We start from the raw sequence: 14,974 nt of genomic DNA, 5'->3' as shown, positions 1-14,974 counted from the left end.
GCTTTGAATTTGCGAGAAAGGCCACGGCGACCCCGTGGCCTTTCTCGCATGAGTACCCGCTCACCTCGATACGGTGACATACTTGGACTAAGAGATTTACCCACAATTTATTCGGAGGCGTCCATTGACTTCGGTCAGCCTAGGTATGCCGGCAGGCCCACCGCCGGTACTCGCACCACGTCGCAAGACCCGCCAATTTCAGGTTGGGTCGGTCGGGGTCGGCTCTGAATCGCCGATTTCGGTCCAGTCGATGACCACCACCAAGACTCACGACATCAACGCGACGCTGCAGCAAATCGCTGAGCTGACCGCTGCCGGTTGTGACATCGTGCGTGTAGCCTGCCCCACCGACAAGGATGCGGAGGCTCTGAGCATTATTGCGATGAAGTCGCAGATCCCAGTCATTGCCGATATCCACTTCCAGCCAAAGTACGTCTTTGCGGCCATTGAAGCTGGTTGCGGCGCCGTTCGGGTGAATCCGGGCAATATCCGCCAGTTCGATGACCAGGTCAAGGAAATCGCCCAGGCGGCCAAGGACCACGGCACCTCGATTCGAATCGGTGTTAATGCGGGTTCGCTGGACCGGCGTTTGCTGCAGAAGTACGGCAAGGCGACGCCTGAGGCATTGGTCGAATCGGCAGTTTGGGAAGCATCGCTGTTTGAAGAGCACGGATTCCATGACTTCAAGATCTCGGTGAAGCACAACGACCCGGTCATCATGGTTCGTGCCTACGAACTACTGGCTGAGCGCGGCGACTGGCCGCTGCACCTGGGCGTGACCGAAGCAGGTCCGGCGTTCCAGGGAACCATCAAGTCCGCCACTGCTTTCGGTGCACTACTTTCCAAAGGCATCGGCGACACTATTCGCGTTTCGCTTTCTGCTCCTCCGGTTGAGGAAGTTAAAGTCGGTAACCAGATTCTTGAATCGCTGAATCTGCGTCCTCGTAAACTGGACATCGTCTCTTGCCCATCCTGCGGACGTGCCCAGGTAGACGTTTACACCTTGGCTGAACAGGTCACCGAGGGCCTTGAAGGCATGAAGGCTCCGTTGCGTGTGGCCGTTATGGGCTGTGTTGTCAACGGGCCCGGCGAGGCTCGCGACGCTGACCTTGGAGTGGCTTCAGGCAATGGCAAGGGCCAGATTTTTGTCAAGGGCGAAGTCATCAAGACAGTGCCAGAAGACCAGATTGTTGAGACGCTGATTGAAGAAGCCAACCGTTTGGCTGACGAAATGGGACTGAACGATGACGAGAATCCTGCCTCGGGTTCTCCCGTGGTCTCCGTCAGCTAAAGACAGCCGGCGAAGCGACAAAAGGGTGCCGCGGACACTGAACCGCCGTGACACGACGGCGCTCATCGAGCTGCTCGACCGCGACCCCGTCGCTAATATTTTCACCCGTTCTCAGGTGAACTTGCACCGTTCAGCTGCGCCGGATGGCTACGCCCGTATCGTCGGGCTCGACGGTGACGCCGGTCTCGAATCGGCATGTTGGGTAGGTGCCAATGTGGCACCAACCCTCATGACCGAGGACGAGGCTAAAAAATATGCGCAGTATGCCTTGGAATCTCGGCAGCGATTCGCCTCCGTTTTTGGTCCGGCGCAATCTGTGCTGGCCATGCATGAGGTACTACTCGAGGGCCCGCAAGAAATCTTCGATGTCCGGGAGAACCAACCTCTGCTGACTATTTCGCAGCGGCCTGCTGGTATCCGGCGCAACAAGCTTCGTCCTGCACGAATTCACGAATTTGATCTGGTGCTCCCAGCCAGTGCCGCAATGTTTGAAGAAGAACTGGGTTATTCCCCACTGGAAAACGGCGGAAGTTTTTATCGAAGCCGAGTCCGACAACTGATCCGCGAAGCACATACCCTCATCGACTGCGATGACAACGGCGAGGTCGTCTTCAAAGCCGATTTGGGCACCGTGACTGACGAAGTTGTCCAGATCCAGGGAGTGTGGGTTAATCCCAAATATCGGGGGCTCGGCTTAGCCTCTGGGTATATGAGCGCAACGGTGGATTACGCCATGCAATTCGCTCCGATCGCCAGCCTGTACGTGAATGATTTTAATGTGCCAGCTTTTAAGACCTATCAACGTATTGGGTTTGAGCAGGTTGGCACCTTTGCAACGATCTTGTTCTAGGCAATGGCAACTTGAACTTGTTGACGCGTGGGACCGGTTAAGTCGCAATCTCGTCGCATTTGCCGACGATCTTCTAGACTCTAGAGGGTAAAGCTAAATGGGATAGGAAATTTTGTGCCCCAAGCCAATGGTTTCAAGTCGTATCTGGCCGTTGCTTTTTGCCTTGCAACGATGGCATTGGCAAGCTGCAGCGCTGCTCAACCTGCTCCTGAGCCGACTCCTCAAGCGCCAGTGAAGGTCAACGCTGACCAGTTGCAGAAAATTCTTGAAGACTTTTCTAAGGCAGATGCAAACGCCGTGGTCATCACCGATAAGAAGTTGCGAGCGACTATCCCGAAAGCCCAAGAATGGATTGAAAGCGTCAAGGTCAATCCGAGCAAATGCGGAGTTGCCTTTGCTGAGCCAGTAGCGGACCAACTGCAGAATTCCACGATGGGTGCCATTGAATTCGAGGACCGCTATCTCACAGTGGCCATCTACAAAGATCCACAAGTTTTGAAAAAGCAGTGGGATGCAAATGCGTCGGCCAATGAGCAATGCTCTCGCTACTCTGTCACCTCGGGCAATGAATCTATCGCCTACCATCTGGCAAAGCAACCAATGGACTCTGAAGCCGAACAAGATGAAAGCTACGTGGTTACCAGCAGTGATGGGAAAATCACCCAGCAACAGCTCATGGTTCGTGCCGCCACGTCTAACGTGTTGATCGGCATCCAGCAACCCACGACCCAAGGGCAAACACAACAGCAAGTCCACGGCGCAGCAGCGACGATCAACGAATTGCTGAGCGAGCTGAACTAGAGAAATTAGCGGCGTGCTCTCAACTTTCTCTGCAAGGACAACAAAGGAAAACTTCATGACCAAGCGATTGGTATTTTGGGCATTGCCGCTGGCGACATCATTGGCCCTGGCAGGTTGCTCCGCCGGCTCATCTGATCAGAGGCCGAATTCATCCGAGTCCACGAGCCCATCGGACCAACAAAGTAGTGCCGAAGAACCGACTACGGGTAAAACACTAGACGCAACGCAAGTCGAAAACATCGCCTCCAAATTGCTTGAAGGCGACCCCGCGGTGCAGGTGATCGGCAACGAACAGATGCAACCGCAGCTTTCCGCAGCCAAGAACGCCAAGGTGCCTGACGGAATCAAGCCGGAGAAATGCGCAGAACTCAACGCCAAATATACGGTCACTGACCTGACCGGCTCAGTGGCTGCCACTTCGACGAGCAGCTCCGAGCAAATGGGTAAAGTCGTGCAGGTTTTTTCGTTGACTGACGAAGCCACGCGAAAAAACGTGCACGATGCACTGGCACTGGATGACCTTGAGGGCTGTGAAACGGTCACCATTGAACAGGGCGGACAAGAAATCAAGGCCCAGCGCCAGATCTTGCCGCTGGCTGTCAAAGCCGAGAGATCGTTGAGCATGTCGACCATTATGGATGCCGGCGGTGGGCAAACATTGAGTTCGGCCGCCGTTCAAGCGTTAGACGGAAACAATTTTGTTCTAGTCACCTTGCAAACGGGTTCGATGCAACCTGCAGAATTGGCGACTCAGGCAGTGGAGCTTGCAGATCAAGCGTTTGATGAAATCAAAGCGGCGCAATAGTTCCGGTATGTGGTTTTATTTCGAACGTGTTGTGTAATACTAGAGATGGCTTTTCACCATCAACGTGAGGATTACACCATGAAGAAGCAAGCTTTCTGGGTGCTGCCGATGGCGGCAGCACTCGCTTTGAGCGGTTGCGGCAGCTCGGGTAACGAATCTTCGGGTAGCTCCGACGGTTCGGGTGCTGCGCAAGAACAGGCAAGCGAAACCGCGGCGCTGACCGCTGAACAGGTCTCTGCGGTGGTCAAGTCGCTAGTGGGTGATAACTCCAAGGCGCAGGTTCTGGATGGCGACACTATTAAGGCGTCATTGCCTGAATCGAAGAAATTGATTGAGCAAATGAACATAAGCCCCGAAAAGTGCGCCGAATTCGTGGCACAGCAGGGGACGCAGGATCTTGAAGGCACCAACATGGCTGTCGCGGTCGTCCCTGGCGAGGGCATGGAGTCCACGACGTACTCGGTGCTCGGCTACGAGGATTCAGCCAAGCTTGAGCAAGCAAAGTCCATGGCGGAAAACAAGGATTTGCAGGGCTGCGACAAGTTCACGATGTCCATGTCGGGCCAGGAGATTTCAGCTTCGGCCAAGGTCCTCGACGCCAGCTCTGATGCCGATACCACCATTGCCACCCAGACCAGCATGACCGTGAACGGTACCGAGGTCCCGGGCGGTTCTTACCAGATGCAGGGCCTGGTCGGGGCTAATGCTGTGATGGTCGTTTACTCAGGTGGCGGAGACAAACCTGAAGCAGAAGTGCTGGACAAGCTCACGGGTGAATTGAACAAGGCTGTTGCTGAAGTTAAGTCGGCAGCCAAGTAGGAAGCCCAATTCGTTTGGCTCTCTCCGGTTTCCTTCATGGGACCGGTGGGAGCCTTTCGGCTTTATTGGCCACTTCACCGCCCCTGTGCATCGGTGGACGCGTTCGCCGAGACCTGTCATCCTAACCGTGAATTACGGTAGTGCGGCCCTCGATTGCCATCTGGATCGGAAAAACCGTTTTTTGGATCGTCCCGGTCCCGATTCCTAGCGGCGCTTTTCGCAACACGAGCCAGCTCGTAGCCCTTGAATTTATTGGGAAGTGGCCCGAAGCGGTAGCATTGGAATCGGTCGACTTTACGGCCGAAAACCCATTGATTTTGCATAGCTAGTCGACACCGAAAATACTTTTCGGTCGTCGACGGACGGAATAGGACGCCCCCGAGTGGTTTTGAAGCTTTCCACTACCTTCTTGCGCACCTTGCGTGAAGATCCGGTTGACGCCGAAGTCGCCAGCCACAAGCTGTTGGTACGCGCCGGTTATATCCGCCGTGCGGCCCCGGGCATCTACACCTGGTTGCCGCTGGGTTTGAAAGTCCTTGCGCGCGTTGAAGCTATTGTGCGCGAGGAAATGAACGCCATCGGCGGCCAGGAAGTGCATTTCCCTGCACTGCTGCCGCGCGAACCATATGAGCAGACCGGCCGTTGGACTGAGTACGGTGATGGCCTGTTCCGTCTGAAGGACCGCAAAGACGCCGACTACCTCTTGGCACCGACCCACGAGGAAATGTTCACCCTTCTGGTCAAGGACCTGTACAACTCCTACAAGGACCTGCCGGTCTATCTCTACCAGATCCAGAACAAGTACCGCGACGAAGCTCGCCCGCGCGCGGGCCTGCTGCGCGGCCGCGAATTCATCATGAAGGACTCCTACTCCTTCAACATTGATGATGCCGGACTGGACGAGGCCTACATGGCTCACCGCGGTGCCTACCTGAAGATTTTCCAGCGCCTTGGCCTGGAAGTTGTTCCTGTTTTCGCCCAGGCAGGTGCCATGGGCGGTTCGAAGTCCGAAGAGTTCTTGCACCCAACCGCCATCGGCGAGGACACCTTTGTTCGCTCGCCCGGTGGCTACGCGGCCAACGTTGAAGCTGTCACCACTGTGGTGCCAGACGCCATCGACTACACCGCTGCTCCTGCCTTCGAAGTCGTCGAGACGCCTAACACCCCGACCATCGATACCCTGGTTGCGGCCGCCAATGAACTACGCCCTCGCCAGGATCGTGCGTGGGAAGCCAAGGACACCCTGAAGAACGTGGTGCTGGCTGTCATCGATCCAGAGGGCAACCGCCACTTGGTCGTTCTTGGCGTGCCAGGCGACCGCCAGGTGGACGAGAAGCGTCTGGAAGCAACCATCGGTGTCGCCCTGGGCATCAACGGCGAGGTTTCCGTTGAGCAGGCCACCGCCGAAGACCTCAAGAGCCACCCGGAGATCGTCACCGGTTACCTGGGCCCCGCTCTTGGACTGGACCAGCAGCTGTTAGGCAAGGAGACCGAAGGCGGAATCACCTACTTGGTTGATCCACGCGTGGTTTCCGGCAGCACCTGGATCACCGGCGCCAACGAGCACGGCAAGCACGTCTTCGGTCTGGTAGCCAGCCGCGACTTCGCTTTTGATGGAACCATCGAAGCAGTCAATGTCCTCGAAGGCGATCCGGCACCGGATGGCTCCGGCCCGCTGCGCACCGAGCGCGGTATTGAAATGGGACACATCTTCCAGCTTGGCCGCAAGTATGCCAAGGCACTGGATCTGAAGGTGCTGGACCAGAACGGAAAGCTGCAGGTTGTCACCATGGGTTCCTACGGCATCGGTGTCACCCGCGCTGTTGCCGCCCTGGCTGAGGCTTACCACGACGAGAACGGTCTGGCCTGGCCTAAGCAGATTGCGCCTGCCGACGTGCACATTGTTGTCACCGGCAAGGGGGCAGAGATGCTCGAGGCCGCTGAAAAGCTGGCTGCCGAGCTTGAAGCTTCGGGCCAGGACGTCATCCTTGACGACCGTCCAAAGATTTCGGCTGGTGTGAAGTTCTCGGATGCCGAGCTGATCGGCATTCCAACCATCGTCGTAGTTGGCCGCGGCTTGGCCGATGGCGTGGTTGAGGTCAAGGATCGGGCCACCGGCGAACGCCGCGACGTCAAGGTCGAGGACGTTGTTCAAGAGCTGACTGCCTGAGCGCCTTGAAGATAACTGAATAGGGGAGTAGCGCGGTGCAAGAGATAGTGGAATTCCTGTCCGTCAACGGTGAACCCGTATCCTTCTGGCCCTTGGTCCTGCTTTTACTGGCAGCCTTGGGGGCCGGATGGATCGACGCGGTCGTTGGCGGCGGAGGCCTCATTCAATTGCCCGCGCTGCTTCTTTTTCCCGGCATCACTCCGGTTCAAGCGCTGGCCACCAATAAACTAGGATCGATCTTTGGCACCACTACCAGTGCCATTACCTACTACCGGCGGACCAGCCCGGATTTGAAAACCGCGATACCGATGGCGCTGACAGCACTGATCGGTGCTTTTGGCGGGGCGGCCCTAGCTACGCTGCTGCCTTCCGAAGCAATCAAGCCGATCATTATCGCCGCGTTGATCGCGGTTCTGCTGTTCACGATTTTTAAACCTAAGGCCGGAGAGCTTTCCCGCCTTCGCTACACCGGGCACCAGCATTATCTCAGGGCCATCTTGATCGGCCTGATTATCGGCGGCTATGACGGAATGGTTGGCCCGGGCACTGGCTCTTTCCTGATCATTGCCATGGTGACCGTTCTTGGCTACAACTTCTTGCAATCCTCAGCAAAGGCCAAAATTGTCAACCTGTGCACGAATCTCGGCGCCCTGCTGTTGTTCGTCCCTACCGGACATGTGCTGGTCGGCTTAGGGGTGGCCATGGGCGTGATGAACATGATCGGCGGCTACCTTGGAGCACGCATGGCTATTTCCAAGGGAAGCGCATTTATCCGCATCGTATTTGTCGTCGTAGTCAGCGCGCTTATCGTCAAGCTCGGAGCAGACATGATTTTTGCCGGACAGTGAGCCGGGAAGGCACCCGCTCTAGACGGTGCGTGAGGTAGAGGCCTCGACCGTCGTATAACCTGCGTGGTGCCTCACATGCTGTGGCGCAATGGCGTGGACTACCGAGCTGGCTGTCATCTGGTCAATGCGGAATGTCAAGAAACTCGACTGCGATGCCAAGCGGTACAGCTCTCCAATGCTGGTGTTCTGCGGCAGTGGCTCTACAACTTGCAAGGTAACGCAGCCGATGGACACATACATGAACCACAGATCGCCATTCTCTGGGTCGGTGGTGGCTACCAGTACCGGTGGCTGGTGCGCGGCGACGAGGGACATGACATCGCTGAGCTGTTCGTCTTGCTGCGCGATGACGATAGGCATTCCGTGTACCCAACCGTGAGCGCTGAGCTGGGCGCGGCCTTGCCTTGAATTGATGATTTCGCTGACTAATTGCGCAATTTTTGATCGCACAAATCGACCTGGCATTATCCATCCTCCTGTTTACGAAGTTGTAACGAGTGTCTGGATCCCCATGCTGGCGCCCTCGATGCGGATTGCTTCTCCGTAGCTAATGCGGGAGTCAAATCACGAACCGCCGGCCCTTTAATTCACCATAGCCGTTAATGGGATGAAATGCGAGAGGGCGAATGCCAGGAAAGAATTCACATTATTTCTTTTTCCCCATGAATCGGCAATGCGCTGTCCTAATCGATACGTAATGCGACCCTGTGTGCAATGGAAAACGTACATTGGCATGGTTGTTCACGTGGGAAATCCTGCCGCGCCAGGTATGCGAGCAGATGTAAATGATCATCACGCAGGTGGTCGATTGCCTCCAGATTTAATCCTGTTCATTCCTCGACGTATGAAGCAGAAAATATCGTTGTGATTATTTTGTAATACGGACATCAGTGCCAGTGTGCAAGGAATCCCGCATGCTCACAGGGTCAGTTAACGCCCGTTCCGGATTCCAAGATGCGCTGATCCGAATGAGCAGTTGAGAGGCCGCTGAGTACTTCATACGCCAGCGTTGCGATGCGCTTTCCAGCTTCTCCATCGGCGTTGCCCGCTGCGGTGACCAGAGCCCGGTCAAAGTCTTCTTGCGCGTTGGCAACGACTTTGTCCAGGGCCTCAAGCCCGTTTTCGGGCAGGGCGTAGGCTGGCTGGCGCAGATCGCCGCATTTCTGGTCAACCACCGATCGAAGGGTGTTTAGCTGCTTGCCCAGCGCGGTGCGTTGTTCTTCGATTCCGTCAACTTGCGAGGACGTGCCACGGGCCGCGTGCAGCTGGAGAACAAAGTCCAATGCGTAGCCACGATCTAATGCGCGGGCAACGGCGACCGGTTCAAAGTCGTCCGGTTCACCTGCCTTGGCGGCCGGATCAAGCAAATCCGGGGATGGCAAGCAGCCGACCTGTTCGGAATTGCCCGCCTCTGCTGATCTGCTCAGGGGCTTGGCGAGTTTGGGAGCGTCTTTCTCGTCGAGGGCTTGCAAGGCATCGCGCGCGTCAAAGTTGGTTTGGAACGCGATCTGCGCCAGCAACTCATTGCGTTCCATGGAGGGATCCTCAAAACCGGGCATCGAAGCGGAGAAATTCGCCACGTCCTGCACCAGGGCAACAACCAGTTCGGGGGAGTAGCTTTGCGCAACCGGCGCGGGAGACTCTTCTTCGAATTGCAATTCACCAAGCAGGGCAGCGCCCTGGGACAAGGAGGTCCCCAGAATCGCGAGCGCTTCGGATTCCTGGCCTTGGGCCAGTTCGGCCAACTTGTTGGCCCGCGCAGCCAGATCGGCCAACGCGGCACCTTGAACCCACATGGTGCGTTCGTCGTCAGATGCATCTTTGACTTGTTCCGGCAGCCCTTGTTCGACCAACGCGCCGTGGAACAAGGTACTGCCGATTCCCCACGTCACGGCAACCGCCACTGCTCCAGCCAGCGCAGGAGCGATCCAGCCCGGTGCGCGGTGTGCTGTTGTCTTCCTGCGGCGGGAATTATGAGGAGAATTTTCAGTCATAGCGATTCGATCATGCCATGATCGGCCGGCGATTTCAGGCAATAGTGGTGTTGCGCGCCACCACTGAAAGAAAAAGTGCGTGAGTTCTTTCACCTGAGACGGTTTGGCAGTTCTCAACGAGCGAAAGGCACTATAGGCTTAAAGGACAACATCGAATAGCGTGGGAGGATATCCATGACCGGAATGCCGGCCGATACCGAACAGGAAGCGCAGCGACTGACTGCATTGCTTTCCAAGGAAGTAGAACCCCACGGGCTTCTCTTAGAAGAAGTCGCTTTGCGCCCTTCCGGCAAGCAAATGATCGTTCAGATCATCGTCGACAAGGCCGACGGCCGCGATTCGGTGAATCTCGATGAACTCGGTGAAGTTACCACCACCATCTCAAATGCACTGGACAAAGATGCTGCCTACGCATCTGCAGATCCATATGAGCTTGAAGTGAGCTCGCCTGGCCTCTCCCGCCCACTGACGGCGCATCGCCACTGGGTGCGAGCCATCAACCGCATGGTCAAAATCTCGCTCAGCGATGGAACCAAACTCCGCGGACGCCTGCTTGAAGTCAACGATGCTGATGTCCTGGTAGCCGAGCACCGCGAGCCGGCCAAAAAAGGCATGAAGTCTAAGGTTCTTGACCCGGCCCTCCATGCTTTTGAAAATATCCGTAAAGCTGTTGTCGATCCAGAACTGAACTTCGATGACGCACTATTAGACACCGTTGATTCTGAAGATTTGGAGGGCTAAGCGTGGATATTGATCTCAACGCACTGCGCATTCTGGAAAAAGACCGCGACATCCCCATGGATGTCCTGATTCCGACCATCGAGTCGGCGTTGCTGCTGGCTTACAACAAGACCGAAGGCGCCATGCCGGGGGCTCGCGCCCACATTGAGCGCAGCACCGGCCATGTAGCCATCATGGTGGAGGACCGCGACAACGCTGGTGTTCTGCTCGGCGAATTCGATGACACTCCACACGGTTTTGGCCGCATTGCCGCCTCGACCGCACGCCAGGTCATCATGCAACGACTGCGCGAAGCCGAGGATGCACAGGTTGTCGGGGAATTCTCCGCACGCGTGGGTACCTTGATCTCCGGCGTGATCCAGCAGGGCTACTCGGCGCATATGGTGCAGGTGAAGATCGGCGACCTGGAGGCGCTGCTGCCACCGGTAGAGCAGTCCCCAGGCGAGAAGTACATTCACGGCAATCGCCTTCGTGCCTTCGTGGTCTCCGCTGAGCGCGGCAACAAGGGTCCGGCAGTAACGCTGTCGCGTTCGCACCCGGGTATGGTTCGACTGCTGTTCGAAATGGAAGTTCCAGAAATCGCCGACGGCACCGTTGTTGTCGAGGCGCTGGCACGCGAGGCCGGCCACCGCACCAAGATCGCCGTGCAGGCCACCAAGCCTGGCGTTAACGCCAAGGGCGCTTGCATTGGCGAAATGGGCACCCGAGTGCGCGCCGTGATGAACGAGCTGAACGACGAGAAGATCGACATCGTTGACTACAACGAGGATCCAGCGAAGTTCATCGCAGCGGCCCTGTCGCCGTCCAAGGTTGTCTCGGTGGAGATCCTGGATGAGGCCGAACGCCGTGCCCGCGTAGTGGTTCCCGACTCCCAGCTGTCGCTGGCTATCGGCAAGGAAGGGCAGAACGCCCGCCTGGCCGCCAAGCTGACCGGCTGGCGCATTGACATCCTGGCGGCCTCCGGTGGCAAGGAGCCACAGCTCTAAAGACGCTGTTCCAGGAAAACTTGGTCGAGCGTCGGCAGCCTGGCGCTGTGTGAGCCACAACTCATGCGCGCTATGGCTGCCAAACGCGCTAGACTAGTAGTTGGCTCGCATAACTAGGGAAGGTGGCGACGGCGCTCGCATGAAGCTGCATCAGCAACGAACGTGCATTGGCTGTCGAACTGTTACCGGTAAAAACGAGCTGCTCCGTTGGGTCCTCAAGGAGGGCGCATCACCGCGTGTGGTGGGCCTGGATCTGCAGGGTTCTGCCTTTGGGCGAGGAACCTGGACTCACGGTACAGAAAAGTGTGTGCGGCAAGCTGTACAGCGAAAAGCGTTCGCGAGGACCTTCCGGTCCGCCGTGGACGATTCGCAGGTTGTGCAGGAATTCGCCGCATACGAAGATCAGCTGGCAGCACGCCAGCAATCTGGCAAACATGATGAAAGCGGGTCAGAAATCTGATGGCAACCCGATGAGTCGGCAATGTTGAGCGCACAACGATGAATTATCAGTTCTGCGTGATCCACCGTGCGACGGAAGAATTTCACGAATTACACAGCTGATTTGCCAGACCTCCTGATTAAAGATTTTTCTTTGAAGCTGGGGTTTGAGCAGATCACATCAATACAGGAGAGATGTGGCTAAACCCCGCGTTCACGAGCTCGCTAAAGAGCTCGGAATCACTTCAAAAGAAGCACTAACCAAATTGCAGGACATGGGCGAATTCGTTCGCTCGGCATCCTCGACCGTTGAGCCTCCAGTAGCGCGCAAGCTGCGCGATGCTTTCCCAGGTTCGAACAATGCGGCAGCTGCCAAGCCGGCATCCGCAAAGCCAGCAACCCCGGGTGCTGCAAAGCCGGCTTCCAAGCCAGCTGCAACCCCGGCTGCTAGCTCTGCTGCAAAGCCTGCCGCCAAGCCAGCAGCAGCAACCCCGGCACCGGCCCAGCCGGCCGCCCCTGCAGCACCGGCGGCACCGGCAGCGAAGGCTACCCCGGGTGCACCACTGCCCGGCGCAGCACCAAAGCCAGGCAGCAAGCCAGCACCAAAGCCAGGGGCACCACGTCCAGGCAACAACCCGTTCTCATCCCAGCAGGGCATGCGTTCGACTGACTCCGGCGAACGTCGTGGCCAGAACCGCGATGGCAACCGCGCACCACGTCCGGGCGCTCCGCGCCCAGGTGGCCCACGCCCAGGCAACAACCCGTTCTCCTCCCAGCAGGGAATGCGCGGCGAAGGCGGCCAGGGTGGCCCGCGCCCACCGCGTGACGGCCAGCGCGGCCCGCGTCCAGCAGGACAGGGCCAGGGCGGTCCGCGTCCACCACGCGATGCCCAGGGCGGTCCACGTCCAGCACGCGACGGCCAGCGCAGCCCGCGTCCGGCAGGCCAGGGCGGCCCACGCCCAGCCGGCCAGGGTGGTCCGCGCCCAGCGGGTGCAGGTGCCGGCGGTCCACGCCCAGGCGCAGGCGCTGGCGCAGGAACCACTGCCACCCCGCGCATGATGCCTAACCGCACTGATCGTCCAGCACCAGCCGGTGGCGGACGTCCAGGTGCCGGTGGCGGCGGACGCGGTCGCCCAGGTGGCGGCGGCGGCAATGGTGGCGGTACCGGTGGCGGCTTCCGCCCAGGTGCACCACGTGGTCGCGGTGGCGTTGGCGGTGCTTTCGGCAAGGGAGGCGCCGGTCGCGGCAAGCAGCGCAAGTCCAAGCGCGCAAAGCGCCAGGAATTGGAGCAGATGAGTGTTCCAAGCCTGGGCGGTGTGAACGTACCTCGAGGTACCGGAGACACCGAGATCCGTCTGCGTCGCGGTGCTTCGATCACCGACTTCGCTGACAAGATTGGCGCCAACCCGGCAGCACTGGTCACCGTGCTGTTCCACCTCGGCGAAATGGCTACGGCCACCCAGTCCCTGGACGAGGCAACCTTCGAAGTGCTCGGCGAAGAGCTGGGCTACAAGGTTTCGGTGGTCTCCCCGGAGGACGAGGACAAGGAACTGCTCGAAGGCTTCGGCCTGGACCTGGATGCCGAACTTGAGGCTGAAGGCGAAGACGTGCTCGAAGAGCGCGCCCCGGTCATCACCATCATGGGCCACGTCGACCACGGTAAGACCCGACTGCTGGATGCTATCCGCAAGTCGAACGTTATCGAGGGCGAGCACGGCGGCATCACCCAGCACATCGGTGCCTACCAGATCAACCACCAGCATGAGGGCCGCGATCGCGCGATGACCTTCATCGATACCCCGGGCCACGAGGCGTTCACCGCCATGCGTGCCCGTGGTGCCGAGGTCACCGACGTGGCCGTGCTGGTTGTTGCAGCGGACGACGGGGTTATGCCGCAGACCGTTGAAGCACTGAACCACGCACAGGCTGCTGGCGTGCCGATCATCGTCGCGGTGAACAAGATCGACAAGGAAGGCGCCAACCCCGACAAGGTCATGGGCCAGCTGACCGAGTACGGCCTGGTTCCCGAGGAATACGGTGGCGACACCATGTTCGTGAAGGTTTCGGCACTGCAGAAGCAGGGTATCGACGATCTGCTCGACGCTGTCCTGCTGACTTCCGACGTGCTGGAACTGAAGGCCAACCCGGACAAGTCCGCTCGTGGTGTAGCCATTGAAGCGAACCTGGACAAGGGCCGCGGCTCGGTGGTTACCGTTCTGGTTCAGTCCGGTACCCTGTGCGTTGGCGACACCATGGTGGTGGGCACCGCCCACGGCCGCGTGCGTGCAATGTTCAACGAAAACGGCGAGAACCTGGACGTGGCACTGCCTTCGCGTCCGGTTCAGGTCCTGGGCATGTCCTCGGTGCCTCGCGCCGGTGACGGCTTCCTGATCACCGAAGACGAGCGCACCGCCCGTCAGATCGCTGACAAGCGCGAAACCGCAGAGCGCAATGCCATGCTGGCCAAGCGCCGCAAGCGCATCACGCTGGAAGACTTCGATAAGGCCGTTGCAGATGGCAAGATCGATACCCTGAACCTGATCCTCAAGGGTGACGCTTCGGGTGCTGTTGAAGCACTGGAAGACTCGCTGATGAAGATCGAGGTCGGCGACGACGTTCAGCTGCGCGTTATCCACCGCGGCGTGGGTGCTATCACCCAGAACGACGTCAACCTGGCTACCGTGGACAACGCCATCATCATTGGCTTCAACGTCCGCCCAGCCGAGCGCGTGTCTGAACTGGCCGACAAAGAAGGCGTGGATATGCGCTTCTACTCGGTCATCTACTCCGCAATCGACGACATCGAAGCTGCGCTCAAGGGCATGCTCAAGCCGGAATACGAAGAAGTGGCCCTCGGTACCGCCGAGATCCGCATGGTCTTCCGTTCCTCGAAGTTCGGCAACATTGCCGGTTCGATCATCCGCTCGGGCAGCATCAAGCGCAATTCCAAGGCACGCCTGGTACGCGACGGCAACGTCGTGGGCGACAACCTGTCGATTGACTCGCTGCGCCGCGAAAAGGACGATGTCACCGAGGTGCGCGAGGGCTTCGAATGCGGTATCGGCCTGGGGTCGTTCAACGACATCAAGGAAGGCGACATCATCGAGACCTTCGAGATGCGCGAAAAGCCACGCGACTAATTGCTCACCAGCAATTAGCAGTGTGACTCACAGATTCGTGGGCGTTTGACCGATAGGCTTTGGTCAAGCGCCCACGAGTTTTGAACCATTA

Annotated in this window: 13 protein-coding genes; 11 read left to right on the top strand and 2 right to left on the bottom strand. The window is 58.3% G+C overall.

Annotation, left to right across the window (positions count from 1 at the left end):
- The first annotated feature begins 124 nt into the window (after positions 1-124).
- The 7 genes from ispG to ACT7DV_RS00755 all read left to right on the top strand — a co-directional run bounded on the left by ispG (position 125) and on the right by ACT7DV_RS00755 (position 7,584).
- Positions 125-1,291, top strand: a complete 1,167-nt coding sequence (gene ispG / locus ACT7DV_RS00785) for a flavodoxin-dependent (E)-4-hydroxy-3-methylbut-2-enyl-diphosphate synthase (RefSeq protein ID WP_060701048.1) — start codon at positions 125-127, stop codon at positions 1,289-1,291.
- 25 nt (positions 1,292-1,316) lie between these two features.
- Positions 1,317-2,141: a GNAT family N-acetyltransferase gene (locus ACT7DV_RS00780; RefSeq protein ID WP_444660468.1), complete on the top strand. Its 825-nt coding sequence runs from the start codon at positions 1,317-1,319 to the stop codon at positions 2,139-2,141.
- A 114-nt stretch (positions 2,142-2,255) separates the two neighbouring features.
- A complete protein-coding gene (locus ACT7DV_RS00775) occupies positions 2,256-2,942 on the top strand; it encodes a hypothetical protein (protein WP_444660467.1) in 687 nt (228 codons plus the stop codon).
- A 13-nt stretch (positions 2,943-2,955) separates the two neighbouring features.
- The gene (locus tag ACT7DV_RS00770; RefSeq protein ID WP_444660466.1) at positions 2,956-3,747 is read left to right on the top strand and encodes a hypothetical protein; all 792 of its coding nucleotides are present in this window, start codon (positions 2,956-2,958) and stop codon (positions 3,745-3,747) included.
- A gap of 78 nt (positions 3,748-3,825) precedes the next feature.
- Entirely contained in the window at positions 3,826-4,566 is a 741-nt protein-coding gene (locus ACT7DV_RS00765) for a hypothetical protein (RefSeq protein WP_444660465.1), read from the top strand.
- 382 nt (positions 4,567-4,948) lie between these two features.
- Positions 4,949-6,736 carry a proline--tRNA ligase gene (locus ACT7DV_RS00760; protein ID WP_444660464.1) on the top strand — a complete coding sequence of 596 codons (1,788 nt, stop codon included), beginning with the start codon at positions 4,949-4,951 and terminating at the stop codon, positions 6,734-6,736.
- A 56-nt stretch (positions 6,737-6,792) separates the two neighbouring features.
- The gene (locus ACT7DV_RS00755) at positions 6,793-7,584 is read left to right on the top strand and encodes a sulfite exporter TauE/SafE family protein (RefSeq protein ID WP_444664734.1); all 792 of its coding nucleotides are present in this window, start codon (positions 6,793-6,795) and stop codon (positions 7,582-7,584) included.
- A gap of 18 nt (positions 7,585-7,602) precedes the next feature.
- On the opposite strand, the gene ACT7DV_RS00750 is transcribed toward ACT7DV_RS00755, so the two are convergent.
- Both ACT7DV_RS00750 and ACT7DV_RS00745 read right to left on the bottom strand, forming a co-directional pair.
- Positions 7,603-8,049 (bottom strand): hypothetical protein, encoded by a 447-nt coding sequence (locus ACT7DV_RS00750; RefSeq protein WP_444660463.1) that lies wholly within the window; start codon positions 8,047-8,049, stop codon positions 7,603-7,605.
- 461 nt (positions 8,050-8,510) lie between these two features.
- Positions 8,511-9,578 (bottom strand): hypothetical protein, encoded by a 1,068-nt coding sequence (locus tag ACT7DV_RS00745; RefSeq protein WP_444660462.1) that lies wholly within the window; start codon positions 9,576-9,578, stop codon positions 8,511-8,513.
- 174 nt (positions 9,579-9,752) lie between these two features.
- On the opposite strand from ACT7DV_RS00745, the gene rimP reads away from it, so the two are divergent.
- From rimP to infB, 4 genes are all read left to right on the top strand, one after another.
- A complete protein-coding gene (gene rimP / locus ACT7DV_RS00740) occupies positions 9,753-10,319 on the top strand; it encodes a ribosome maturation factor RimP (RefSeq protein WP_444660461.1) in 567 nt (188 codons plus the stop codon).
- 2 nt (positions 10,320-10,321) lie between these two features.
- A complete protein-coding gene (nusA, locus tag ACT7DV_RS00735) occupies positions 10,322-11,305 on the top strand; it encodes a transcription termination factor NusA (protein WP_195181188.1) in 984 nt (327 codons plus the stop codon).
- Between the two features lie 139 nt (positions 11,306-11,444).
- The gene (locus ACT7DV_RS00730; protein WP_444660460.1) at positions 11,445-11,765 is read left to right on the top strand and encodes a YlxR family protein; all 321 of its coding nucleotides are present in this window, start codon (positions 11,445-11,447) and stop codon (positions 11,763-11,765) included.
- A 175-nt stretch (positions 11,766-11,940) separates the two neighbouring features.
- Positions 11,941-14,883: a translation initiation factor IF-2 gene (gene infB, locus ACT7DV_RS00725; protein WP_444660459.1), complete on the top strand. Its 2,943-nt coding sequence runs from the start codon at positions 11,941-11,943 to the stop codon at positions 14,881-14,883.
- The last annotated feature ends 91 nt before the right edge of the window (positions 14,884-14,974 follow it).

The organism is Glutamicibacter sp. TV12E (assembly GCF_052441935.1).
Classification (GTDB): Bacteria; Actinomycetota; Actinomycetes; order Actinomycetales; family Micrococcaceae; genus Glutamicibacter.
Note: the sequence above shows the minus strand (reverse complement) of the source record. Positions and strands in the feature narration are given on the sequence as shown.

Excerpts from the sequence above, each read along its gene's own strand:
- ACT7DV_RS00730 (WP_444660460.1), top strand. The coding sequence starts at position 11,445 with ATGAAGCTGCATCAGCAACGAACGTGCATTGGCTGTCGAACTGTTACC.
- ACT7DV_RS00745 (WP_444660462.1), bottom strand. The coding sequence starts at position 9,578 with ATGACTGAAAATTCTCCTCATAATTCCCGCCGCAGGAAGACAACAGCA.
- ACT7DV_RS00750 (WP_444660463.1), bottom strand. The coding sequence starts at position 8,049 with ATGCCAGGTCGATTTGTGCGATCAAAAATTGCGCAATTAGTCAGCGAA.
- ACT7DV_RS00765 (WP_444660465.1), top strand. The coding sequence starts at position 3,826 with ATGAAGAAGCAAGCTTTCTGGGTGCTGCCGATGGCGGCAGCACTCGCT.
- rimP (WP_444660461.1), top strand. The coding sequence starts at position 9,753 with ATGACCGGAATGCCGGCCGATACCGAACAGGAAGCGCAGCGACTGACT.